Below are 22,267 nucleotides of genomic sequence, written 5' to 3' on the forward strand. Positions count from 1 at the left end.
CGTAGCGGAAAATTTCCGCTACGTTTGTTTTTTGCCAATTATATGATGCTATTTAAAAAGTGGTCCTTTGTTTTTGCAGGAGTTGTTGTATTATGGAGCTGTAACGGCGGTCAAAAAAACACGTTGTTTTCTTTACAACCTAACGATGAAACAGGCATAACTTTTATAAACCAGTTAACCGATAAGGACCGTACCAATGTATTTAGCTACCGCAATTATTACAATGGTGGCGGGGTTGCTATTGGCGATGTTAATAACGATGGGCTAAATGATGTTTACCTCACTTCAAATACCGGGGGCAACCAGCTTTTTATAAACAAAGGCGACTGGAAATTTGAAAATGCTACGGCCAAAGCTGGGGTAAAAGGCACCAAGTACTGGAGCACCGGCGCAACCATGGTTGATATTAATGGTGATGGATGGCTGGATATTTATGTTTGCCACAGCGGCAACGCCCGTGGTAAAGAAAAAGGGAACGAACTATTTATTAACCAGCACGATGGTACGTTTAAGGAAGAGGCCGAAAAATATGGCCTGGTAGATAACGGTTTATCAACCCAGGCCATATTTTTTGACTACGATAACGATGGCGACCTGGATTGCTTTGTGTTGAATAACTCGTTCAGGCCAATTGGCTCTTTTGATTTCAGCAAAAACCTGCGTACCGTAGTTGATCCGCTGGGCGGCGCGCGTTTGTACCGTAATGATGGGGGCCATTTTACCAATGTAACGCAACAGGCCGGCATTTTTTCAAGCGATATAGGTTTTGGCCTTGGGGTATCCGTGGCCGACGTTAACCAGGATGGCTACCCGGATATTTATGTATCTAACGATTTTTTTGAACGCGATTACCTCTACATTAACCAAAAAAACGGGACTTTTAAAGAGGACATCCAAAACGAGACCGGCCACCTGAGCCTGGCCTCGATGGGATCGGATATTGCCGATATTAATAACGATGGGCAATATGATATTTTTACTACCGAGATGCTACCCGAAGGCGATAAGCGCCTCAAAAAAATGACCTCGTTTGAATCATACGATGTGATTAAGGCCAAACAGCACGATGGCTATTATAACCAGTACATGCAAAACTGCCTGCAGGTAAATAATGGCGACGGAACATTTTCTGAAACTGCTTTTTACTCGGGTATAGCCGCTACCGACTGGAGCTGGGGAGCGTTGATGTTTGACATGGATAACGACGGCTGGAAAGATATTTTTATCTCCAACGGAATTTACAAAGACCTTACCGACCAGGATTATATCGAATTTTTGGGCAATCGCGATAACATGGCCAAGATAGCAGAAGGTCGTAAAAAGTTTGATTTTAAGGATTTTACTGATAAAATGGTATCAACCCCTTTATCAAATTACGCCTATCTCAATAATCACAACCTTACTTTTAGCAATAAGGCAGCCGATTTTGGTTTGGATAAGCCATCCTTCAGCAACGGCGCCGCCTATGCCGACCTTGATAACGATGGTGATAACGACCTGGTGGTTAATAACGTAAACATGCCTGTATACGTTTATAAAAGTAATGCCGAAAAAAATGGCAATCACCGTATTCAACTAAAACTAAAAGGCACCGGGTTAAATACCTTTGGCGTAGGCACAACCATCAAAGCCTTTATGAAAGGCAGCGCGCTTATTTATTACAATCAGCCCACCCGTGGTTTTCAAAGCTGCACATCGCCCAATTTGCTCACTATTGGTATAGGTAAATTTAAACAGGTCGATTCGCTCCAGGTAATATGGCCGGGCGGTAAATATCAGCTCATTAAAAATCTTAAGGGCGATAGCGTTTATACCTGCAGCCAGGCCAACGCAAACCTTAATTATAACTGGAACAAGACGGTAACCAAATCATTATTTGCCGACGTAACCAAAGCTGTGTTTGATAGCATCCCAAGGCACAAGGAGGATGATTTTATCGACTTTGATAACGAGCGGCTGATGCTGCAAATGCTATCCACCGAAAACCCTTACATGGCAAGCGCCGATGTAAATGGCGATGGCTTAACTGATTTTTATTTTGGCAGTTCCAAAAACGGGGCGGCGGCTATCTACATACAACAAAAAAACGGCAGCTTTAAACAAACCATCCCCGATGATTTGGCTAAACAAAGTTACCTTGAAAATGCCGGCGCTGTATTTGCCGATTTTGATGGTGATGGCGATCAGGACCTCATCATTGGAGTAGGGGGCAATGCCGATGAAGCAGGCACACCGGTGTATTTTCCCAGGTTTTATGAAAACGATGGCAAAGGGAACTTCCATCGTGATGCAAGCCGTACCTTACATGCAGGGGTTAACGCGTCGATGATCGTATCGGCCGATTATGATGGCGATGGCCACCCCGATTTGTTTATTGGCGGCAGGAGTGTGCCCGGACTTTATGGCTGTTCGCCAAAATCATACGTTTTTCATAACGATGGTAATGGCCATTTTACCGATGTATCTGCTTCGGTATTAGGGCAGGATACCAAACTGGGCATGGTTACATCGGCCAAATGGGCCGACCTGGATAAAGATGGCTACCCGGATCTGATAGTAGCCGGTAATTGGATGGGCATCCGTATTTTCAGGAACAACAAGGGTAAATTTACCGAAGATACCCAACTGACAAATTACAAGGGCTGGTGGAGCAGCCTGGAAGTAGCCGATGTTGATGGTGATGGCCATCTGGATATTATTGGCGGCAACATTGGGTTAAATGCCAAATTTAGGGCATCGTTTACCGAGCCGATGAAGATTTATATTAAAGATTTTGATAACAATGGCACAAAAGAATGCGTAACATCTATGTACCGCGGCGATGATGTCAGCTACGTTTTTCATATGAAACCCGATTTGGTTGGACAACTGCCGATATTGAAAAAACGCTTTTTACAATATGTGGATTATGCGGGTAAACCTTTTAATGAAGTATTTACCCCCGAGATGCTGGAAGGCGCCGAAACCCACGAAATGAACTTTTTAGCCTCGGCCGTATTTTTAAATAACGGCAAAAAATTTACCTGTAAATTGTTACCTGCCGATGCACAGTTATCTATGGTAAACACCATTTTGTGCGATGATATGAGTAGCGCCGGTAACATTAAAATAATTTTAGCCGGCAATTTTTATGGCTTTAAGCCCGAAATAGGTCGGCTTGATGCCAACCGCGGCTTGGTTTATCAATATAACAAAAATGGCTTTACCTATTTGCCACCGGCAAAAACAGGGTTTGATTTACGTGGTCAGGTGCGATCATCGCTGGCTATAAAAAATCCATCGGGAGGCAAATACTACCTGTTTGGCATCAATGACGAACCTTTAAAAGCTTATAAACTCCGTTAATATTTAAAATGTTGTTTTACAAAATATACAGATCATTGCCGGCGAAGTTTTTGTTGTGGAGCTGTTTTATCGGGATGGTTTTGCTATCGGCCTGTAAGCCTAATAAGGCAGGCGAGGGCGTTTTTAAATTGTTGCCTGCTGATGAAACCGGGTTAGATTTTGTTAACGTAAATACAGTTTCCGATTCGGTTAATATTCTCGATTACCTGTATTTCTACAACGGGGCGGGTGTAGCTGCTGCCGATTTTAATAACGATGGTCTGCAGGATTTGTATTTTGTATCAAACCAGGGTTCCGATAAACTATACCTTAACAAAGGCAATTTAAAATTTGAAGATATTACTGCCAAAGCGGGCGTAGCGGGTACCGGTAACTGGAAAACCGGTGTAACGGTTGTTGATATCAATGGCGATGGACTTAAAGATATTTACGTATCGGTAGTATCGGGCTATAAAGGCTTCAAAGGTAAAAATCAGCTTTATATCAACAACGGCGATTTGACGTTTACCGAATCTGCTGCCAAATACGGGCTCGATTTTGCAGGCTTTTCAACCCAGGTTTCGTTTTTTGATTATGATAAAGATGGCGACCTGGATATGTTTCTGCTCACCTCATCGGTACATAGCAATGATACCTACGGCGATTCTACCTTAAGGTTTAAGTACAGCCACGATGCAGGCGACCATCTTTTCAGGAACGACAATGGGCATTTTACCGATGTTACGGCAAAATCGGGCATTTACAGTGCACCAATAGGCTATGGCCTTGGCCTTAGCGTTGGCGATTTGAACAATGACGGCTGGGACGATATTTATGTAAGCAACGATTTTTTTGAACAGGATTATTACTACATCAACCAGCACGATGGCACTTTTAAAGAACAGTTAAAAAATGCTTTCGGCCATACCAGCTTATTCTCAATGGGTAACACCATCAGCGATATCAATAAAGACGGGCACCTGGATGTGCTTACCACCGATATGTTGCCCGAGGATTTGAAAGCGCTGCGGTCGACAATTAACGACGAGCCACTGGATATTTACAACCAGGAGGTTAATGCCGGCTATTATTACCAGTATTCAAAAAACTGCCTGCAGCTTAATGTTGGCAATGGCAATAAGTTTGTTGATATGAGTTTGTACAGCGGCGTATCGGCTACCGATTGGACGTGGTCGCCCCTGGTGCAGGATTTCGATATGGATGGCCGCAAGGATATGTTTTTTAGCAAYGGCATAAAAAAACGGCTTAACGATATGGATTACCTGAAATACCTGGGCAACCCCAACGTGATACAGGAATATAAAACCAGCCGTGTATTTGATAAGGATAAGGTAAACATGATGCCCGATGGTGCTGTGCACAACTTTTTTTACCATGGCGATGACCTGCTGAAATTTACCGATGCATCTTTTACCAATGATATGCAAAAGCCGTCTATTTCGGCGGGCTCAGTAGCGGTGGATCTGGATAATGACGGCGACCTGGAAATTGTAACCAACAACATGGACGAGCAGGCTTACATTTACGATAATACCACCATGGAAGGTAGGGGGACGGATAAGCCGGCATATTTGAAATATGCTGTTAAATATACTAAAGCCAATCCGGATGGTATTGGTACAAAGTTTTTCCTGAAATCGGGTAAGCAGCTGGATCACCAGGAAATTCAAACCAGCAATGCCTACGCCAGCAACCTGAGCAACGAGTTGCTTTTTACTTTTTTGCCTAACGATAAACCCGAAGAACTATTGGTGGTGTGGCCGGACAACAGCTGGCAGTTAATCAGGGATTTTAAGCCCGGGATTAAAACGATAATGAAATTTGATAGCACCCAAACGCAATCAACGGGTGATGTGTCGTCGGTAATAAATACATTTATCAGTAATAAGCAACCCTTTGATTATACGCCGGTTCAGGCTAAGTTATTGGCAAAGTTAAAGCCGTTTGATACGCCCGATTTTAATTACTATTCGTTATTGCCGCATACTTATTTGCCGCACACGCCTGCTGTTGCTGTAGCCGATGTGAATGGCGATGGTATTGATGACATTTACGTGGGCGGCTTTGCCGGCGAGGAAAAATACCTGCTTGCAGCCGACAAAAACGGAGGCTATACCAAAATTGTGGTGCCGCAATTTAACCAGGTTAAAGATTACGGCGATGGCCAGGCAGTTTGGGCCGACGTTAATAATGACGGCAAACCCGATTTGCTGGTGATTAGCACCAATCACCCCTTACAGGAAAGCGATAAGCTGCTGCCGCCACGGTTGTACATTAATAAAGGAAATTTCCAGTTTGAGTATAAGGCATTACCCAAAATAGTTAATCAAGCTGCTAAAATAGCCGTGTTTGATTTTAATGGAGATGGACAGACTGATGTTTTATTAACAGGCAGCATTTCTTATACCAACTATACCGCATCGCGACCGTCGACCATTTTGATCAACAAAGGTAACGGGGCTTTCGAGGTGAGTCATGATAAACAATATAACGATATTACTGCCATTCAGTACGTAACGGATATAGTTACAGCTGATATTGACCACAATGGGAAACCCGATTTGGTAATTACCGCCGAGTGGCAGCCGATACAGCTATTTTTGAATGATGGTAAAAAACTGAATAAATTTTCATCGCCAGTGCTGGATAGCCAAAAAGGCTGGTGGCAATCGGTAATGGTAGCCGATGTGGATGGTGATGGCAAAGCCGACCTGGTAGCAGGAAACTGGGGTACCAACAATAAATACAATGTATCGCCAGAACAACCATTATATGCTTACAATAACGATTTGGATAAGGATGGCAAAAACGACTTGATACTATCCTACTGCGTAAAAGGACTATACTATCCATTTCGCCCTAAAAACGATTTGGAGCAGGAGCTACCATATCTGAAAAAGGAATGGCTGAGCTACCAAAAAATGGCCGATAAAACCACCGCCGAAATATTTAAAGATAAACTGGACGAGGAAAGCCGTTTAACTGCAAATCAGTTCAGTAGTATTTTTGTAAGCGATGTGTTGCATGCTACCAAATTTGAAGTTTTGCCCTATCAATACCAGCAGGCACCCATCCGCTCCATTATGCGTGCGAATAATAAAGCCGGGGATTTGTTGTTGAACGGCAACTTTTGGGGTGTGGTACCTTACGAAGGTAAATACGATGCTTTAGGCCTGGTTGGTTTGCATTATGATAAAACGCAAAAACAGTTTTCGGCACCCGGCTATATGGTAAACGCGGCTTTTAATTTCCAGGAGCTTCCGTACATCAGTACTATAAAAAGAGCAACATCTACCAATTACCTGATTGTAACCTATGATGGCAGGCTGATGTTGGTTACCCAATAATCGCCTTTAAAATATGGGGTAATATATTTTGGTAACCCATTTTGAAGTGTCTTTTTCAAGATACCTATCGGTCACCATGGATTCAAAGGGCATGGCAGGGGCTATCAGTTTATGATCTTTCATGTAAATCCTCACTTCTTCAAATGCATCGTTCACTGTATTTGGGCCGCCTTTTACATCGGCTATCAGTAAATTGCCGCCCATTACCAGGTTGTTGATAATCGATCCTTTACCCGGAGTTATTTTTTTATCAATTGGGATAGCATAGCTAATTTGGTATTCTTTACTGCCCACCTGGGTGATATTCAACATCGGGAAATTTGTCATTTTGGCCCCTTTGGCAATAGCTTCCTTTTTTAGGTTTTCGATACTGCTATATATACTTTGCATGTCGGGGTAGGTAGCAGCGCTTGCGGTTGTTGTCAGTAAAAACGGGTCTGTTACTTTATTTATGTAAATTTTATAACCGTAGGCGTTTTTCTGATCCTCTAAAAATGTTTTAAAGCGGGCTAAAACCTGCCCTGTTTTGTTTTGAAGATCGCGCGCTGCAAAATAATCCATTACCCTTTTTACCGGGTTCATGCTGCTTTGTCTTTGTGCCTGCAAAGATATTTTGGCCGCGAAATCTTCGGCTAAATAACTGATGTCGGCATCAAGTTTGAAATTGCCTTGTTGCAGATCAACATTTGCACCGCTGTTGGTGGTTTTATTAATGGTAAATTGTACGCCTTCGTAAGCAAACTGTTTTTCATTAACTTTTGTACCCGGCCACCATTTTTCCCAACGGTGCTGGTGTACCAGGAATTTAGCTACCACGCCGTCAGATGCTTCAACAGTTAATTGGTTGCTTACAGCTAAGGTAGATGGAATTATAAAATATATAGGGGCAGCAATAATTACAATCGCAGCTAAAATGATCAGTACAGTTTTCTTCATTTGGGCTATAAAAGGGCATCCAAATTTAAAGATAATGGATCAATGCACAGCATTTGAAACGTAAATAAGCAGCGGTATATCCAATAAAAAGCAGGCGAACATTTTTTGCTACGATCTGAACGCCACAGGTGTAAACGAAGTTTGTTTTTTAAAGTATTTAGAAAAATGTGCAGGGTCATCATAACCCAGTGCATAGGCAATTTCACTTACGCTCCAATGGGTTTGTTTCAACAGTATTTTGGCCTCCTGTATAATCCTGTTGCTAATAATTTCGGTTGTGGTACTGCCTGTAACCTCTTTTAGTACCTTGTTAAGGTGATTAACATGCACAGCCAGGCGGTCGGCATAATCTTTGGCGGTTCGTAAACCAAGTTTTTGGTGTGGAGGCTCAAGCGGGAATTGTCGTTCCAGCAATTCGATAAACAGGGAAGATATCCGTTCAGACGCGTTTTGCGCGGTACTTATGGCCAGCATGGGCTGTAGTTTTTGCCCGTAATGAATAAGTTCTAAAACCAGGGTGCGTAAAAGGTCATATTTATACTGGTAATCGGCATCAAGCTCCCGCTGCATTTTCCTGAAAATGTATTCAATTTCGTTTATTTCTGTCTCAGAAACCTGGAAAACCGGTACTTGCCCCGGTTGAAATATGGGCAATTCATCCAACAATACCGCTGATTTGCCGGGCGAAAGAAAATCAGGTGTGAAAATGCAAAACATGCCGGTTTGGTTACCATCTTCGGGCAGCCAGCGATAGGGGATTTTGGGCGTGGCAAACAGGAGGGCGTTTTTCTGTATATCTATTACCTTATCGGCATACTCGGCTTTGCTCTTGCCTCTTAACCAGCTAATTTTGTAGTACGCCCTGCGGCTATAGGGCATCGTTCTTGTCCCTGTCGTTTTATCAAACAATTTTTCGGCTTCAAACACATTGAAATGGCCGATCTCTTTACTTGTCCCATTATGAAAAGGTGCGCCGTTCCGGTGGTAAAAATCTTCGAGGGATGTATTGGTGATCATGCTGCTTTTTCCGAAATTTAAAGTTAGCAATTTAATGCATTGGTATCAGCAATTGCCATTAGCGGCAGATAAAAGCAGGGGCGCACTGTTCCATCAAGTACCGCCCTGCTTTTTATTAAGTTTTATTATACAAGCATGCCGCCCGAAGCTTCAATACGCTGCCCGTTTACCCAGCGCGCATCGTCTGTACACAAAAAGGCTACTACGCCGCCAATATCTTCGGCTACAGCCGGCCTGCCTAATGCGGTTACCGAGCTTACTTGTTTTTGTGTTTCCTCACTTGCCCGGAAGTGACCGCCGCCAAAATCTGTCATTACCGCACCGGGTGCAACTGTATTGGCCCTGATACCCCTGGCACCTAACTCTTTGGCAAGGTAACGGGTAAATACTTCAACAGCGCCTTTCATAGCAGCGTAAACCGACGACCGTGGAAAAGACACCCTGGTTAAGCCGCTGGATATGTTAACAATACCCCCACCATCATTCATCAGCGGGATGATACCTTGCGTTAAAAAATAAACGCCTTTAAAATGAATGTTCAGCAGCTCATCAAAAAACTCGTCAGTAACCTCTTCAATCAATTTATATCCCCCTATGCCCGCGTTATTGATCAAAAAATCAATCCGGCCTACACCAAAGGTATTGGCTAATATATCTTTAACCTGGTCAGTGAAAGCGCCAAAGCTTTTAATGTCGCCGGTATTTAGTTGCAGCGTTGCCGCTTTTCTGCCGCTTTGTTTAATTTGATTAACAACATCTTGCGCCTCTGCCAATTTGTTGTTGTAGGTAAGTATCACATCAATACCTTTTTCGGCAAGGCGAAGCGCCATATCTTTGCCTAAGCCACGGCTGCCACCGGTTACTAAGGCTATTTTATTTTTACTCTCCATTTTGATAATTTTTATGATCCAAAATTGGCAATATTGACGGTACAACTGTTTGTAACAATCAATCCGTTACTTGTACAATTCAAATGATATTAATGCTGCCGCCTTGTAATGGTTGGTTAAATTCGGATAGCTTAAATTGCACCAAAAAATCGCGTAAAAACCCCTTTTTATATGCCGGACTATAGGATATAAAAGCCTATATTAGCTGTCAATCAATGCAAAAAACAGCAGGATTATACGCTCTGTCCGGCTTGTTTTTTAACCTATTTTATAATTTATGAGATTCTTTCTATTTTGTATTGCAGGCGGGCTATTTTTACTCTCTTCCTGCAAAAAGCCCGAGTACCAAAAAATAATGCACGATCCTGAACTGTACCGTGTTACCGTGAAGAAACTGAACGATATAGTGCTGGAAAATAACTTTCCGCCGGTTACTGCTTCACGTAATTATGTGTATGCCAACATTGCGGCTTACCAGGTTATCGCGGCCGGCGATCCGGCGCATTTCAGGTCGCTATCCGGCCAAATCAAACATTTGCCGCCAACACCAAAGCCCTCAAAAGATACCACGGTTGATTACCAGTTTGCATCCCTGCTGGCATTTTGCTTTGTGGGTAATGCGGTAACGTTTCCGGAAGGCAGTATGGACCAGTATGTAGATGGGCTTAAACAAAAAGCAAAAGATGCCGGCATGCCCAATGATCTGTTTGAAGGATCGGTGAATTATGCCAATAAGGTGGCCAAATCTGTTATGAAATGGAGCAAGGGCGATAACTATTTAAAAACCCGTTCGGCAAGTAAATTTACGGTAAAACAGCAGGATGGCCGCTGGATCCCGACGCCGCCTATGTATGCCCAGGCACTGGAAGCACACTGGGGCGAGATAAGGCCAATGGTTTTGGATTCCGCTTCGCAATTAATCCCGGCAGATCCTCCGGCTTTTGATGTTGAAAACAAAAACGGAAGGTTTTACCTGCAGGCGCTTGAAGTGAAAAATATTGTTGACAGCCTGACCACCGAACAAAAGCACCAGGCCGATTTTTGGGACGACAACGCATTTAAGCTGAACGTAGTGGGCCATGCCTCATTTGCCACCAAAAAGTTTTCGCCGGGAGGCCACTGGATGAATATTACCGGGACAGTTACGCGTGCCAAAAAGCTTGATTTTAACACCACGGTAAGTGTTTACGCCGAAACTGCCATTGCCTTATTTGATGGTTTTATCAATTGCTGGTATTTAAAATACCGCTCAAACTATGTACGCCCCGAAACTATTATTACCAAATACATTAATCCTGATTGGAGGCCATATATCCAAACCCCGCCGTTCCCGGAATACAGCAGCGGGCACGCGGTAATATCATCGGCTGCGGCCGAGGTACTCACCAGCAAGTTTGGCGATAATTTTGCCTATACCGATTCGTCGGAGATGGAATTTGGGATAGCGCCGTTATCGTTCAAGTCATTCAGGGAAGCCGCGAAGTCAGCAGCCATGTCGCGGGTATTGGGCGGTATCCACTTTAAAAACGCCTGTGTTGTGGGCAATAAACAAGGCGCCGAAATTGGGCAGCTGGTGGTGAAAAAACTGCAATTGAAAAAATAATATATACGATATTGATGATGAATAAGCTATCAAAATGGCTGATGTTGCTGGCCTTTGTTGTTCCTGTTGCAGCAAATGCCCAGGGTGCCGACCCATGGACGGTTAAAGCAGACAAAATAGACCCGGCGAATTATTACGGCATCACCGTTGCCAACGGGATGATAGGTATTGTATCGGCCCCCGAGCCTTTTAAGGTAAAAAATGTGGTACTGGCAGGGGCATATGACCTGTACGGCAGGGGCAGGGTAAGTAATTTTTTAAACAGTTTTAACCTGCTGAACATGTACCTGGAAATTGATGGCCGACGCATTGATGCCAAAAATATCAGCAATTTTAAGCAGGAACTGGATATGCAGCATGCAGCCTTTACCACCATGTTTGATTATGGTGATAAAGCAACCATCAAATATACTTACTACTCCTTGCGCCAACTGCCTTTTACCGTATTGATGGATGTGGCCGTTATTGCCAAAAAGGCCATCAATATAACATCGGCCAGCGTAATGGAAGCGCCGGATGCCTTAAAGGAAGTTCAAAACTATTACAACGAGATTGACAGGCCGCATGTAACCATCAGCCTGTTAACATCTACAGCAAAAAGCCCAACGGGCAAAATGCAGTTATGTGCCTCCACTTCGTTTTTATTTAACGAGCCGCATGGCCAGGAACCACGCATTATTCACGAGATGTGGGATAATAACATGCACCTGATGAAATTTAGCAAGGCTATTGCCGCCGGCGAAACTTATAAATACGCGGTTACAGGCTCATCCATAACTTCGGCACACCATGCTGATCCCTTAAACGAGGCCGAACGCCTCACTATTTTTGCCAAACTGGAAGGCCGCGACCGCCTGATCAAATTCCACAACAAAGCCTGGGACGACCTTTGGGCCAGCGATATCCAGATTGAAGGTGATGCGCAGGCGCAGCAGGATGTCCATAGCATGCTTTATCATTTGTATTCGTTTTCGCGTGCGGGTACTGCTTATTCGCCGTCGCCAATGGGACTTTCGGGTTTGGGTTATAACGGCCACATTTTTTGGGATTGCGATATCTGGATGTATCCCGCTATGCTGGTGCTGCACCCCGAAATTGCCAAATCTATGGTTGAATATCGTTTTGAACGGCTGGATGCCGCCCGTAAAAATGCTTTTTCGCATGGTTATAAAGGGGCGATGTTCCCCTGGGAAAGTGCCGACAGCGGGGTAGAAGAAACCCCTGTTTGGGCCTTGAGCGGTCCGTTTGAACACCATATTACTGCCGATGTTGCCCTTGCTGCCTGGAACTATTATTGCGTAACCCAAGACAAACAATGGCTGCGAGAAAAAGGCTGGCCCATACTATCGGCCACTGCCGATTTTTGGGCAAGCCGGGTTGAACGTAACGGCCCCGGGCATTATGATATCAAAAATGTAGTAGCCGCCGATGAGTGGGCCGAAAATATTGATAACAATGCCTTTACCAATGCTGTCGCCATTGCCAACCTGCAAAACGCTGCCGCCGCTGCCAAAATATTGGGCGAAAAAGCGGATGCCGACTGGCAGCTGGTAGCGCAAAATATCCCCATCCTGAAAATGGATAATGGTGTAACCCGCGAACATGCCACCTACAACGGCGAAGGTATTAAGCAAGCAGATGTTAATCTGCTGGCCTATCCGCTGAAAACGATAGCCGATGCCGGCCAGATTAAAAAAGACCTGGAATACTACGAAACCCGTGTACCCAACGAAGGCACCCCGGCCATGACCCAGGCTGTTTTTGCCCTGCTATATGCCCGCCTGGGTAATGGCGATAAAGCATATCATTTTTTTAAGGACGCTTACGAGCCAAACCTTAACCCGCCATTCCGCGTAATTGCCGAAACCAAGGGTGGTACCAATCCCTATTTTGCAACAGGCGCTGGCGGTATTATCCAAAGCTTACTCATGGGTTTCGGAGGGTTGGATATAACCCCCGCAGGTATTACACAGTTAAAAAGCAAGCTGCCATCCAACTGGAAATCGCTAAAGATAACCGGCGTTGGGATGGATAAGCGAACTTATGTTATTAAGTAATATTACCAATAACACAGTTGAAACATCTAAATAAAACCTCGCGACAGGTGAAATATATTTTCTCTCTCCCGCGGGGTTAGCATAGCGTAACCCGTCAGTAAACCTGGAGTAAGCTTACGTTTACCAAACCATAAAATACACTTAATTTGAACGCGGTGCAGCTAAAAGCTACAGCCAGATTGTGTCACGAGTTGAAACCTCGCGACGGACGAATAATACAATTATCAGTTCTGGTTCTCCGGCAAATCTTTGCTTTCATGTTCGGTATCAATATGGTACCGGTTAATTAGGTGCAGCAGCACCCCGTTGGTCCATCCGAAGCCGTCTTGTAACGGGTATTCGCCGCCGCCCGCGGTAAGTTTGGTATCAACCACGTTGTATTTTTCAAGCAGCTTGCCGGTTTGTTTAAATACCCTGATGTTTAACCGCAGCCAGCGCGTGGCAATTTCTTTGGCCAGGGCGTTGTAGTGGTAGTTCTCCAGGCCATCAATCGCCATATACTGTAATGGCGCCCAGCCATTTGGGGCATCCCATTGCTGGCCCGAAAAGTTAAGGGTGGTAACCAATCCACCGGCTTTCAGGAAGTTGTTCTTTAATCCTTCGGCTACCAGGCGGGCCTGCTCGTCAGTTGCTATTTTAAATTCAAGCGGGAACTCGGCAGCCAGGGTAGGTATGTTTGATAGCTGGTTTAGCTGCCAGTTGTAATCATCAAACCAGCCCGTTTTTTGGTTCCAGCAGTACTTCAAAATAGCGGCTTTACGGTGGGCGGCCCTTTCGCGGTATAGCTTGGCCAGCTTGGCGTTTTGAATTTGGTTAAGGCTGCGGGCTATGCTAAGTTCAAGGTTATAAAGCAAACAGTTCAGGTCGACCGGTACCAGGTTGGTGGTTTGTATGGTTGGCAGCTTGCCCGATGTATCAAACCAGCGCGTGCTGAAATCCCACCCCGAGGCTGCTGCCGCCCTGATGTTATGGTAAAATTGTGGCAGCGGTTGTTGGGTTTCTTTGCCGGCGGTTACATCCTGTACAAATGACTCCTCGCGCGGCTGGTCGCTCTCGTCCCAGTAGCGGTTCAAAAGTTCGCCGTCTGCCATCTTTACAACCCTGTGCGAGGCCTGGTTAGCAGCCAAACCTTCCCAGCCTTGCATCCAGTACAGATATTCTTTGATTAACTGCGGCCTGAAATGGGTCAATACTTTCTCCCCTTCGTTTTTGGCCAGCAGGTTTACCATCATGGCAAAAAATGGCGGTTGTGACCGGGTAAGGTAATAAGCCCGGTTACCATTAGGTATAAAGCCATATTTATCAATCAGGTAAGCAAAATTCTCAACCATATTGTGAATCACCTTTACCTGGTGGCTTTCCTGCAGGCCCAGCATAGTAAAGTACGAATCCCAGTAATAAATTTCCCTGAACCTGCCACCCGGTACTATATAGGGGTTTGGCAAAGCCAGTGACGATGAAAATGGTTTAGCCTCATCTGGCCGGCGCTGTAAAACATGCCATAATGTATCAATATGTTTGCGGATGCCCGCTTCAATATCTGTTTGAAACGAGTTATGCGATACCGGCATATCAAAATGTGCCAGTACAAATGTTTTAATATCAAAGCCGGGTTTATCCTTTTCATCCTGGTAGGCTTTCATGATCATGGCCGGGTCCTGCTTGGGCACAGCATCTACAAAAGTTTTATTATCCGGAAAAATCTGGCCAAGCTGAACTGCTTCAAACAAGCCCGGAAATTGTTGCCGTGGTGTTAGCGTTTGTGCTTTAACGCTAATGGTGAAAAATAAAAACGCGAGTAAAAAAAGTCTTCTCATTTAATATATCGATGCGCCTTTTTAAGGGTAAGGCAGTGGGTTCATAATAGTGTATAAATTTAATGTTTTTAAGTATAAATGTGTATCATAAACACTATTAATTTGCTGCGTTTTTTAAACATATTTTGAAGCATGCATAAAATGTCATAACTTGAACATTATTACCAGGAACGCCAATTTAACCTGCTGCTTTTTAGTTGTTTGCTAACCATGAAGATTTTTACCCCGCTTATCATAAGTGCTGCCTTTTTGCTATTGGGCGGTAATTACAGCTGTGCCCAAAACAGTCTGCCCAGTAAAGATAGCCTCGATCGTAAATGGTGGAAAGAGGCTGTGGTTTACCAGCTTTATCCGCGCAGTTTTAATGATGTAGATGGCGATGGCATTGGCGATTTAAAAGGAATAATTGCCAAACTTGATTACATCAAAAGTTTAGGGGTTGATGCGGTTTGGCTTAACCCGATATATGGGTCGCCAAATGACGACAACGGTTATGATGTGAGCGACTACCGCGACATTATGAAAGATTTTGGCACCATGGCCGATTTTGATACCATGCTCAAAGGCATGCATGCCCGCGGCATAAAACTGGTGATGGATCTGGTAGTAAACCATAGCAGCGACGAGCACGAGTGGTTTAAAAAAAGCCGCAGCTCGCGCAACAGTCCTTACCGCGAATATTACCATTGGTGGAATGCCGAAAAAGGCAAACCGCCTTACCGTTACAGCCTTTTTGATGTAAACCATGATGCTTGGCGGTACGATTCGCTTACCAACGCCTATTACCTGCATTATTTTTCGCGCAAGCAGCCCGATCTTAACTGGGAAAACCCCAAGCTAAGGCAGGAAGTATACGATATCATGAAGTTTTGGGGCGATAAAGGGATTGATGGCTTTAGGCTGGATGCATTCCAGTTTGCGGCAAAAGATACCACCTTTCCGGCTTTCCCAAATGGGTTTGAAAAAAACTTTACCCAATACTACGGTATGCAAGGCAACCTGCATGGTTACCTGCAGGAGATGAACCAGCAGGTTTTAAGCAAATACAATGTAATGAGCGTAGCCGAAGGGGCTGGCAATACTTTTGAAGATGCACACAATTTGGTTAATGCCGACAGGAACGAACTGAACATGGCTTATGCGTTTGAAGCAATAGACATAGCCAAACCCGAAGGTTATAGCCTGCTGCGTTTAAAGCAGATATTTACCAAATGGGATAGCGCGTTTGCTGCAAAAGGATGGCTCTCCATTTTTCTGGCCAATCATGACCAGGCAAGGCTGGTTACCCGGTTTGGCAACGATAGTCCGGAGTTTAGGGCGGTATCATCAAAAATGCTGACCACCTTTTTAATGACCATGCGCGGTACCCCTTATTACTATAATGGCGACGAACTGGGAATGACCAACGCCGGATTTAGTAAGGCAGAAGATTATCGTGATGTACAAACCCTGAACGAATACCAGCGCCAGAAAAACCTTGGCACCGATATGCAAAGGTATTTACAGCGTATGAGTTTTGAAAGCAGGGACAATAGCCGCACACCCTTTCAATGGAACAACAGCAAAAATGCCGGCTTTTCAACCGGAAAACCATGGATTGCGGTAAATCCCAATTATACCACCATCAATGTAGCTGCCCAGGAAAAGGACGCCAATAGTACCCTTAACTATTTCAGAAAAGTTGTAAAACTGCGCAAAGACAACCTGGTACTGGTTTATGGTAAATACACCTTGCTTGATGGCCAAAACGACGATACTTACAGCTATACCAGGGAGCTGGATGGTAAAAAATTGCTGGTATTATTAAATTTTAAAAGTAAGGCGGCCACCACCAACACCGGCGTAGATTTTAGCAAAGCCAACGTTTTATTGGGTAATTATTCCCAATCTTCCAAAAACGGAACGCTTAAACCTTATGAAGCAGTAGTTTACGAGCTGAGATAAAGTGTTTGAAATCAGTTATTTGATTGCGAATGGCTGCGATTATTGCGGCCATAGGTTTTATGTGATTATACCTAATGGCGAGGTCTTGGTTGTAGCCTTTAAAAAATCTATAAACTCCACACAAATTTATTGGATAATTACCACTGCATTTGCGGGTACAATGCTTATGGCCTCCAGGTATTGGAAAACAGGTGGATGTAATTAATGGGGGATAGCCATATTTTTTTTAAAAGTATATGTCCTATTATGCATATCTCAATCGCTATTAGGGCATAAGTAAAACATCAATAAATAACACCATGAAACAACGACTCAATGTTTTTGAAAAAGGCCAGGGCGCTATGAAAGCTTTGTATGGCCTGGGCATTTACCTGGCTAAATCGCCGGTTGAGCAAACGCTTTTAAATTTAATTTATTTCCGGGTATCGCAGGTTAACGGTTGTGCCTATTGCCTGGATATGCACTCGAAAGACTTACGGGCCAACGGCGAAACCGAGCAGCGCCTGTATATGTTAAATGCCTGGCGGGAAGCCCCTTTTTATACCGATAGGGAACGCGCAGCATTGGCATGGGCCGAAGCTTTGACAAAAATTGCAGGTGGTCCCGTACCCGACGAAATTTACGCAGCAGCCCGCGAACAGTTTACCGAAGAAGAATTGGTTGATTTAACTTTGGCTGTTATCACCATTAACAGCTACAACCGCGTTAACCTTGCATTCCCTAATGTGGCTGCTGTTGGTACGTACAAAGTTGGCGCGCACGCCGTTCAATAAATTGGCAAGGCATAAGGTAGTAAATTGAACACCTTAATTAAATAAGCCCGGTTATTATCTTTTGATAAATACCCGGGCTTATAAATACAATTCAAATCGACGGTTAGCCGGTTTTTGGTTTACGCCTTAAAAATCTGGCCACTAATTTTTTAGCCCTTGCCGAATTCTGAAATTTCAGGACAATAACCGACCAAGCGGCAATCAATAATGCAGCAATCATAACGTTGTTGTTAAAGTGTTAGTGAATGAGGATACAGAAGCTGTTAGTGTATTGATTTGAAAACAAATACGTTATTGCCTTATTTGTTTTTTAGCTTCTGTAATAACAGGATAGCATCAAATGGTTACGACCAGGCGCTGCCCGTCGGGGACATCTAAATTCCAAAGTTCGGCAATGTCTTCCAGTTTAACGGTGATGGTATCCACTTTGAGTTTTCCTACGGCTGCAAGGGCAAACATTTCGGGCAGTATAGCGGTAAAAAGCTGGCCAACCTCCTGCTTTGACCATGCGCCAAGCCCCGATCCGGTGAGCTGAAGATCGACGCTCCGCAAATTGGCGGCAGATAGCTGGATGATATCGCCGGCCATGCTACCAACCGATACATACCTTACCTTGTTTGTAAACGAACCATCGCCCTTTAAACAGGCAAGTATCATTTCGGCGGTATGGCCCCACAGGTAATCTATAATAACGTCAATGGGGGTTTGTGCGTGAATAGCTTTAATACGGGCCTTAAATTGTTCATCATCCTGCAAAACAGAAACAGCCTCATCAACACCCATCGTCAGCAGGTCATCAAGCGATTTTTGATTTCTGCCGGTTACAATCACCCTTTTTGCACCATAATGTTTGGCAATTTGCACGGCTACCCGGCCTGTAAAACCGGTAGCGCCATTTACCAGTACCACATCGCCCGGCTTAATGTCGGCTTTAAACCGTAAACCCATTGCCGCGCCTATTATGGCGTTAGGCAAGGCAGCCGTAGCCGCATCATCAAGTCCATCGGGTATTTTTACTATCCGGTCTTTGTTAATGGTTGCTTTTTCGGCCAGCATACCACTCACACCCATGCCATAAACCCGGGTTCCGTCTTCCAGCAGGCAAACGCCATCGCCCCCAATTATCCGGCCGCTTGCCGCAGGGGCATCGCTTGAGTAGTGTTTGCCGGCGGCACGCCCCTTATCAAAGTGTTTAATGGCCACGGCTTTTACCGTTACCAATAGCTCATCGCTATTTTGAATTGCCGGCTCTGGAAAATCAACATATTGAGGTAATTCCCCTTTTTGATACATTACTGCTGCTTTCATCTTTTTATTTTTTTGTTAAGACAAAATTAGCCCGCAACATAGCGCCGCAACGATAACATATGTTATCAAGTTCAGAAATGTAATTTGCCTTTTGCAAGCTTGCTTTTAATGCGGCTTAAGTGTACTTTGCTGATACCCAGGTATGAAGAGATATAATGTTGTGGTACCCTCTGCACAATATGCGGCCTTTCGTCCAACAGTTTTTGATAACGCTCTTCGGGCGTATCCCTGATAAAAGAAACAAACTCGTTGATGTAATGGGTTTGCCTGCCGGCAGATAGCTGTAATATCATTTGAGCAAAACCGGGTTCCCGGGTTAGCTCATCCATCAATTGAGTAACGTATTGTTTGGGGAGTAAATAGACTACTGATGGCTCTATCGTTTCAACCGTGAATGCGCTTGGCGTGTTATTGATAAAGCTTTCGAGCGAAGCGAGGCCTTCATCCTCAAAAAAGAATTGTACAGTTTTGTCATCCCCTTTATTGTAAAAAAACGTACGCACACAGCCTTTCTCAATAAAAATATAGTGCTGTGATACTTTTCCTTCTTCCAGCAAAATAGTTTTTGCCGGTACCTCCAGCCGTTTCTGATATTCCAGGTACTTATCCCAAAAAGGGTTCAATTGGGGGAATTTATTTCTGAAATGGAAAATCATAACCTGTATAATTAATATGCTAAGATAAGCTCCCTTCCTATAAAATAGAGATATTAAAAATAGAAGTGCGAAAACCGGTATTAACGATCAAGAAGGTCAAAGAGCCATTTGCGGCAGATAGCCCGCGCTAAACGCATTGACCGTTGATCGGGGTGTGAGTACAGTAACCTGTTCCGCCTTTATCGGCAAGCCCGTTTTTTCATACCCCGCAGGCGTCCAATGATAAAGCTGGTTATCGGCTACCAGGTAGGGTTCGCCGTTAACCTGTATAAAAGTACCGTTGGGCAGACCCTGTACATCGGCATCGAACGTTACTTTGTTGCCGTTTTTATCTATCCTTTCCTGGTGTGTAATCTCGTCAATTTTCCCGATGGCGGTTTTATTATCAAACCCAAACCCAGCATTGCCCTTAAGCCAGGATGTTTTAAACTTGTTGGCATCATCGCGGCGGCATTCAAAACAAGGACGATGGCCGGCTGCAAAAGCGGTGGCCTCATCCAAAAAGAACAGTTCTGTCCACAACCCCGGCGACATCACCTCGCGGTGCCTGCCTTTAAACTGCAACAGGCAGGTAATCCAGGCTTTAAGCTTAAAGGGGCGCAGTATGGTTTTGGTATCACCATGCAACTGACCACGGTTACCTATCCAGGCACCCCGTGCACTGGTTTTGATAATATCGCCCTGAGGGTTTACCCGATTTTGCAGCATGTTAAATAATTAAAATTTACCAAAAAGAGCCTGTTTTTTTGCTTTCTGCCTTAGGCCTTAGGCCTTCGGCTTTCAGCTCCTTCCCTAATCGCACTCAATATTGTGGCCTATCCGCAAAATGTGCCCATCGGGATCTTTTACCAGCATCTCGCGCATAAACCAGGGTTTATCTTCCGGTGTCGATAAAATTATAGCGCCTTTTTCTTTAATAGTTGCATAATATTCATCCACATTATCAACATTAAGGCAAAGCCATGTTCCGGCATGGCCCTGGTCGCCTTTGCAAAAAAAGATGGTGGTGTCGCCTGTCAATGCACCGCCAAACGTTGGCGGGTCGTCCCATGTCCATTGTTCTTCAAAACCCAGTACCTGTGTATAATAGGCCAGGCTTCGCGCAACATCATCAGAATAAAGTATCGGGATAACAGATTCTATTTTCATGACTAAAGGATATGTAGAGAAGCTAAATATGGAAATTAATCTACGTTTCAAACCAATCATTAATGGTTAAATCAAGATATGCATATTAGTTATAGCAAACAAAATAAATGAGAAAAGGTCGTCATTTTTCAATGATATGCGACCCTTATTTATTGTATATATCCTCTAAGAATTTATTAAATGAAGTTAAAATTAATTGTTTTAGTGGGTTATCTCTTACAATCATCAATGATCCATACACAAAAGTGTTTTCATATGGAATAACATTGTCGTGCTTTTCAACAGATAAATCTAAATCGCTACACCACTGGTTAAAAACAATTTTTCTATGTCTTGAGTATCCGTCGTCGCCGAAACAAAAATATATAAGTACTCTGTGGTCGTTTTTATTAAAAAAATCATTAACGATAGACATAATAGTAGCTCGTATTAATCTATCATACTTGAATGAGAAAGGGGTAGATGAATGATCTCCGTCCCTGCTAAACCCTAAATTATAAACTATATGAATATTACCATCTGAATCGGGCAAAGTAGATTCAGAAAAGTAAATTAAGTAATGATGGTTTTGTTCAGAAATGAAACTATAAGAACCGTCTTCAGTTACATCAAAGCTATACAGGAGAGACAATTTTAATTCCCTTTAGCGTAGATAAACTTTCTCCATTTTTAATTGCCTTAACAATCCTTTTTTTATCCTCAATCATTTGGATGATTGGATTGGAGTCTTTTTTGGGTTCAGAAACAGTGTTTTTATTTACTTGTTCCATGATGCGTATTTTTTTGATATACTTTAAATTGAACACAAATTTAAACAAAAAAGAAGAAATATTTGTTCGGTGTATGCAATTTATCCTGGTAAATAGAGTGGATGTTACATACATCCCAAACTCATTAATGACGTTTATTATTCCTTTTTCCAGTCCGAATATTTAGTCTCCTCTGGTACGTCTGTCGGGCTTTCAAAATCCAGGTTATAGCCGTCGGGGTCCTTTATTGTAACTACCCACATATTGTTTCCAACAAAAGGCTCATTGGGTTTAAGACCATGTTCCACAAACTCGTGATATAATGCCAGCGCATCCTGGCACTGAAAGCACACAGATACCCCCAAACCGCGCCCGGGCATCTCCTTATGCAGGGTTTGCAGCATAAGTGCACCGCCGCCGCGCTGAAGCCAGCACCATTCTATTTTATCTTTTGGTACCCATTGATTAACCAGCGTAAAGCCTAATTCTTCCACATAAAAGTGTAATGATCGCTCCATTTCGGTGACCATAAAAAAAGGTACCGCTTGAGTAATGTTTGGGGCTTTGGTGATTTGATTGGCCATGGCGGGGATGGTTAATAGAGTTGGATACCACAAAGTTAAGGTGTAGACGTATTCGGGCAAATAGATATTTGCCATCAATTGCAATATTCCAG

17 protein-coding genes are annotated in these 22,267 nt (G+C 43.7%); 6 read left to right on the forward strand and 11 right to left on the reverse strand.

What is annotated here, in order from left to right; translation table 11 throughout:
• Nucleotides 1-42: 42 nt before the first annotated feature.
• Nucleotides 43-3,345, forward strand: a complete 3,303-nt coding sequence (locus tag AC1DV1_RS13230; protein ID WP_477359857.1) for a VCBS repeat-containing protein — start codon at nucleotides 43-45, stop codon at nucleotides 3,343-3,345.
• 8 nt (nucleotides 3,346-3,353) lie between these two features.
• Complete coding sequence (locus AC1DV1_RS13235) at nucleotides 3,354-6,692, forward strand: FG-GAP repeat domain-containing protein (RefSeq protein WP_477359859.1); 3,339 nt, start codon at nucleotides 3,354-3,356, stop codon at nucleotides 6,690-6,692.
• A 6-nt stretch (nucleotides 6,693-6,698) separates the two neighbouring features.
• Here the strand turns inward: AC1DV1_RS13235 and AC1DV1_RS13240 are convergent, their stop codons facing one another.
• The 3 genes from AC1DV1_RS13240 to AC1DV1_RS13250 form a co-directional block, all read right to left on the reverse strand.
• Nucleotides 6,699-7,628, reverse strand: a complete 930-nt coding sequence (locus AC1DV1_RS13240; RefSeq protein ID WP_477359861.1) for a GyrI-like domain-containing protein — start codon at nucleotides 7,626-7,628, stop codon at nucleotides 6,699-6,701.
• Between the two features lie 108 nt (nucleotides 7,629-7,736).
• Nucleotides 7,737-8,645 (reverse strand): helix-turn-helix domain-containing protein, encoded by a 909-nt coding sequence (locus AC1DV1_RS13245; RefSeq protein WP_477359863.1) that lies wholly within the window; start codon nucleotides 8,643-8,645, stop codon nucleotides 7,737-7,739.
• Between the two features lie 125 nt (nucleotides 8,646-8,770).
• Nucleotides 8,771-9,535: an SDR family NAD(P)-dependent oxidoreductase gene (locus AC1DV1_RS13250; protein WP_477359865.1), complete on the reverse strand. Its 765-nt coding sequence runs from the start codon at nucleotides 9,533-9,535 to the stop codon at nucleotides 8,771-8,773.
• Between the two features lie 277 nt (nucleotides 9,536-9,812).
• On the opposite strand from AC1DV1_RS13250, the gene AC1DV1_RS13255 reads away from it, so the two are divergent.
• Together AC1DV1_RS13255 and AC1DV1_RS13260 are read left to right on the forward strand one after the other, a co-directional pair.
• On the forward strand, nucleotides 9,813-11,138 hold the full coding sequence (locus AC1DV1_RS13255) for a vanadium-dependent haloperoxidase (RefSeq protein ID WP_477359867.1): 1,326 nt from the start codon (nucleotides 9,813-9,815) through the stop codon (nucleotides 11,136-11,138).
• A 14-nt stretch (nucleotides 11,139-11,152) separates the two neighbouring features.
• Nucleotides 11,153-13,195 (forward strand): glycosyl hydrolase family 95 catalytic domain-containing protein, encoded by a 2,043-nt coding sequence (locus tag AC1DV1_RS13260; RefSeq protein WP_477359869.1) that lies wholly within the window; start codon nucleotides 11,153-11,155, stop codon nucleotides 13,193-13,195.
• Nucleotides 13,196-13,419: 224 nt separating this feature from the next.
• Here AC1DV1_RS13260 and treA read toward each other — a convergent pair whose 3' ends face one another.
• Complete coding sequence (gene treA, locus AC1DV1_RS13265) at nucleotides 13,420-15,012, reverse strand: alpha,alpha-trehalase TreA (protein ID WP_477359871.1); 1,593 nt, start codon at nucleotides 15,010-15,012, stop codon at nucleotides 13,420-13,422.
• Nucleotides 15,013-15,222: 210 nt separating this feature from the next.
• On the opposite strand from treA, the gene AC1DV1_RS13270 reads away from it, so the two are divergent.
• Together AC1DV1_RS13270 and AC1DV1_RS13275 are read left to right on the forward strand one after the other, a co-directional pair.
• Nucleotides 15,223-16,956: a glycoside hydrolase family 13 protein gene (locus AC1DV1_RS13270; protein ID WP_477359873.1), complete on the forward strand. Its 1,734-nt coding sequence runs from the start codon at nucleotides 15,223-15,225 to the stop codon at nucleotides 16,954-16,956.
• Nucleotides 16,957-17,255: 299 nt separating this feature from the next.
• Nucleotides 17,256-17,729, forward strand: a complete 474-nt coding sequence (locus tag AC1DV1_RS13275) for a carboxymuconolactone decarboxylase family protein (protein WP_477359875.1) — start codon at nucleotides 17,256-17,258, stop codon at nucleotides 17,727-17,729.
• Between the two features lie 336 nt (nucleotides 17,730-18,065).
• Here AC1DV1_RS13275 and AC1DV1_RS13280 read toward each other — a convergent pair whose 3' ends face one another.
• From AC1DV1_RS13280 to AC1DV1_RS13310, 7 genes are all read right to left on the reverse strand, one after another.
• The gene (locus AC1DV1_RS13280) at nucleotides 18,066-19,037 is read right to left on the reverse strand and encodes a quinone oxidoreductase family protein (protein WP_477359877.1); all 972 of its coding nucleotides are present in this window, start codon (nucleotides 19,035-19,037) and stop codon (nucleotides 18,066-18,068) included.
• A gap of 71 nt (nucleotides 19,038-19,108) precedes the next feature.
• Complete coding sequence (locus AC1DV1_RS13285; protein ID WP_477359879.1) at nucleotides 19,109-19,693, reverse strand: Crp/Fnr family transcriptional regulator; 585 nt, start codon at nucleotides 19,691-19,693, stop codon at nucleotides 19,109-19,111.
• A gap of 96 nt (nucleotides 19,694-19,789) precedes the next feature.
• Nucleotides 19,790-20,401, reverse strand: coding sequence for a hypothetical protein (locus tag AC1DV1_RS13290; protein WP_477359881.1), 612 nt, complete (start codon nucleotides 20,399-20,401; stop codon nucleotides 19,790-19,792).
• A gap of 84 nt (nucleotides 20,402-20,485) precedes the next feature.
• On the reverse strand, nucleotides 20,486-20,842 hold the full coding sequence (locus tag AC1DV1_RS13295; RefSeq protein ID WP_477359883.1) for a VOC family protein: 357 nt from the start codon (nucleotides 20,840-20,842) through the stop codon (nucleotides 20,486-20,488).
• Between the two features lie 145 nt (nucleotides 20,843-20,987).
• On the reverse strand, nucleotides 20,988-21,473 hold the full coding sequence (locus AC1DV1_RS13300) for a DUF6169 family protein (protein ID WP_477359885.1): 486 nt from the start codon (nucleotides 21,471-21,473) through the stop codon (nucleotides 20,988-20,990).
• Entirely contained in the window at nucleotides 21,457-21,612 is a 156-nt protein-coding gene (locus AC1DV1_RS13305) for a hypothetical protein (protein WP_477359887.1), read from the reverse strand. The genes AC1DV1_RS13300 and AC1DV1_RS13305 overlap by 17 nt, the downstream gene beginning before the upstream one ends.
• Before the next feature lie 137 nt (nucleotides 21,613-21,749).
• The gene (locus AC1DV1_RS13310; protein WP_477359889.1) at nucleotides 21,750-22,175 is read right to left on the reverse strand and encodes a VOC family protein; all 426 of its coding nucleotides are present in this window, start codon (nucleotides 22,173-22,175) and stop codon (nucleotides 21,750-21,752) included.
• Between the last annotated feature and the right edge of the window lie 92 nt (nucleotides 22,176-22,267).

This window comes from Mucilaginibacter sp. P4_D1, from assembly GCF_056401935.1.

What these genes read in the sequence shown, in the direction of transcription:
- treA (WP_477359871.1), bottom strand. Translation starts at nt 15,012, where the DNA reads ATGAGAAGACTTTTTTTACTCGCGTTTTTATTTTTCACCATTAGCGTT.
- AC1DV1_RS13275 (WP_477359875.1), top strand. Translation starts at nt 17,256, where the DNA reads ATGAAACAACGACTCAATGTTTTTGAAAAAGGCCAGGGCGCTATGAAA.
- AC1DV1_RS13310 (WP_477359889.1), bottom strand. Translation starts at nt 22,175, where the DNA reads ATGGCCAATCAAATCACCAAAGCCCCAAACATTACTCAAGCGGTACCT.
- AC1DV1_RS13270 (WP_477359873.1), top strand. Translation starts at nt 15,223, where the DNA reads ATGAAGATTTTTACCCCGCTTATCATAAGTGCTGCCTTTTTGCTATTG.
- AC1DV1_RS13230 (WP_477359857.1), top strand. Translation starts at nt 43, where the DNA reads ATGATGCTATTTAAAAAGTGGTCCTTTGTTTTTGCAGGAGTTGTTGTA.
- AC1DV1_RS13260 (WP_477359869.1), top strand. Translation starts at nt 11,153, where the DNA reads ATGATGAATAAGCTATCAAAATGGCTGATGTTGCTGGCCTTTGTTGTT.
- AC1DV1_RS13305 (WP_477359887.1), bottom strand. Translation starts at nt 21,612, where the DNA reads ATGGAACAAGTAAATAAAAACACTGTTTCTGAACCCAAAAAAGACTCC.
- AC1DV1_RS13295 (WP_477359883.1), bottom strand. Translation starts at nt 20,842, where the DNA reads ATGAAAATAGAATCTGTTATCCCGATACTTTATTCTGATGATGTTGCG.
- AC1DV1_RS13285 (WP_477359879.1), bottom strand. Translation starts at nt 19,693, where the DNA reads ATGATTTTCCATTTCAGAAATAAATTCCCCCAATTGAACCCTTTTTGG.
- AC1DV1_RS13240 (WP_477359861.1), bottom strand. Translation starts at nt 7,628, where the DNA reads ATGAAGAAAACTGTACTGATCATTTTAGCTGCGATTGTAATTATTGCT.
- AC1DV1_RS13280 (WP_477359877.1), bottom strand. Translation starts at nt 19,037, where the DNA reads ATGAAAGCAGCAGTAATGTATCAAAAAGGGGAATTACCTCAATATGTT.
- AC1DV1_RS13250 (WP_477359865.1), bottom strand. Translation starts at nt 9,535, where the DNA reads ATGGAGAGTAAAAATAAAATAGCCTTAGTAACCGGTGGCAGCCGTGGC.
- AC1DV1_RS13290 (WP_477359881.1), bottom strand. Translation starts at nt 20,401, where the DNA reads ATGCTGCAAAATCGGGTAAACCCTCAGGGCGATATTATCAAAACCAGT.
- AC1DV1_RS13245 (WP_477359863.1), bottom strand. Translation starts at nt 8,645, where the DNA reads ATGATCACCAATACATCCCTCGAAGATTTTTACCACCGGAACGGCGCA.
- AC1DV1_RS13255 (WP_477359867.1), top strand. Translation starts at nt 9,813, where the DNA reads ATGAGATTCTTTCTATTTTGTATTGCAGGCGGGCTATTTTTACTCTCT.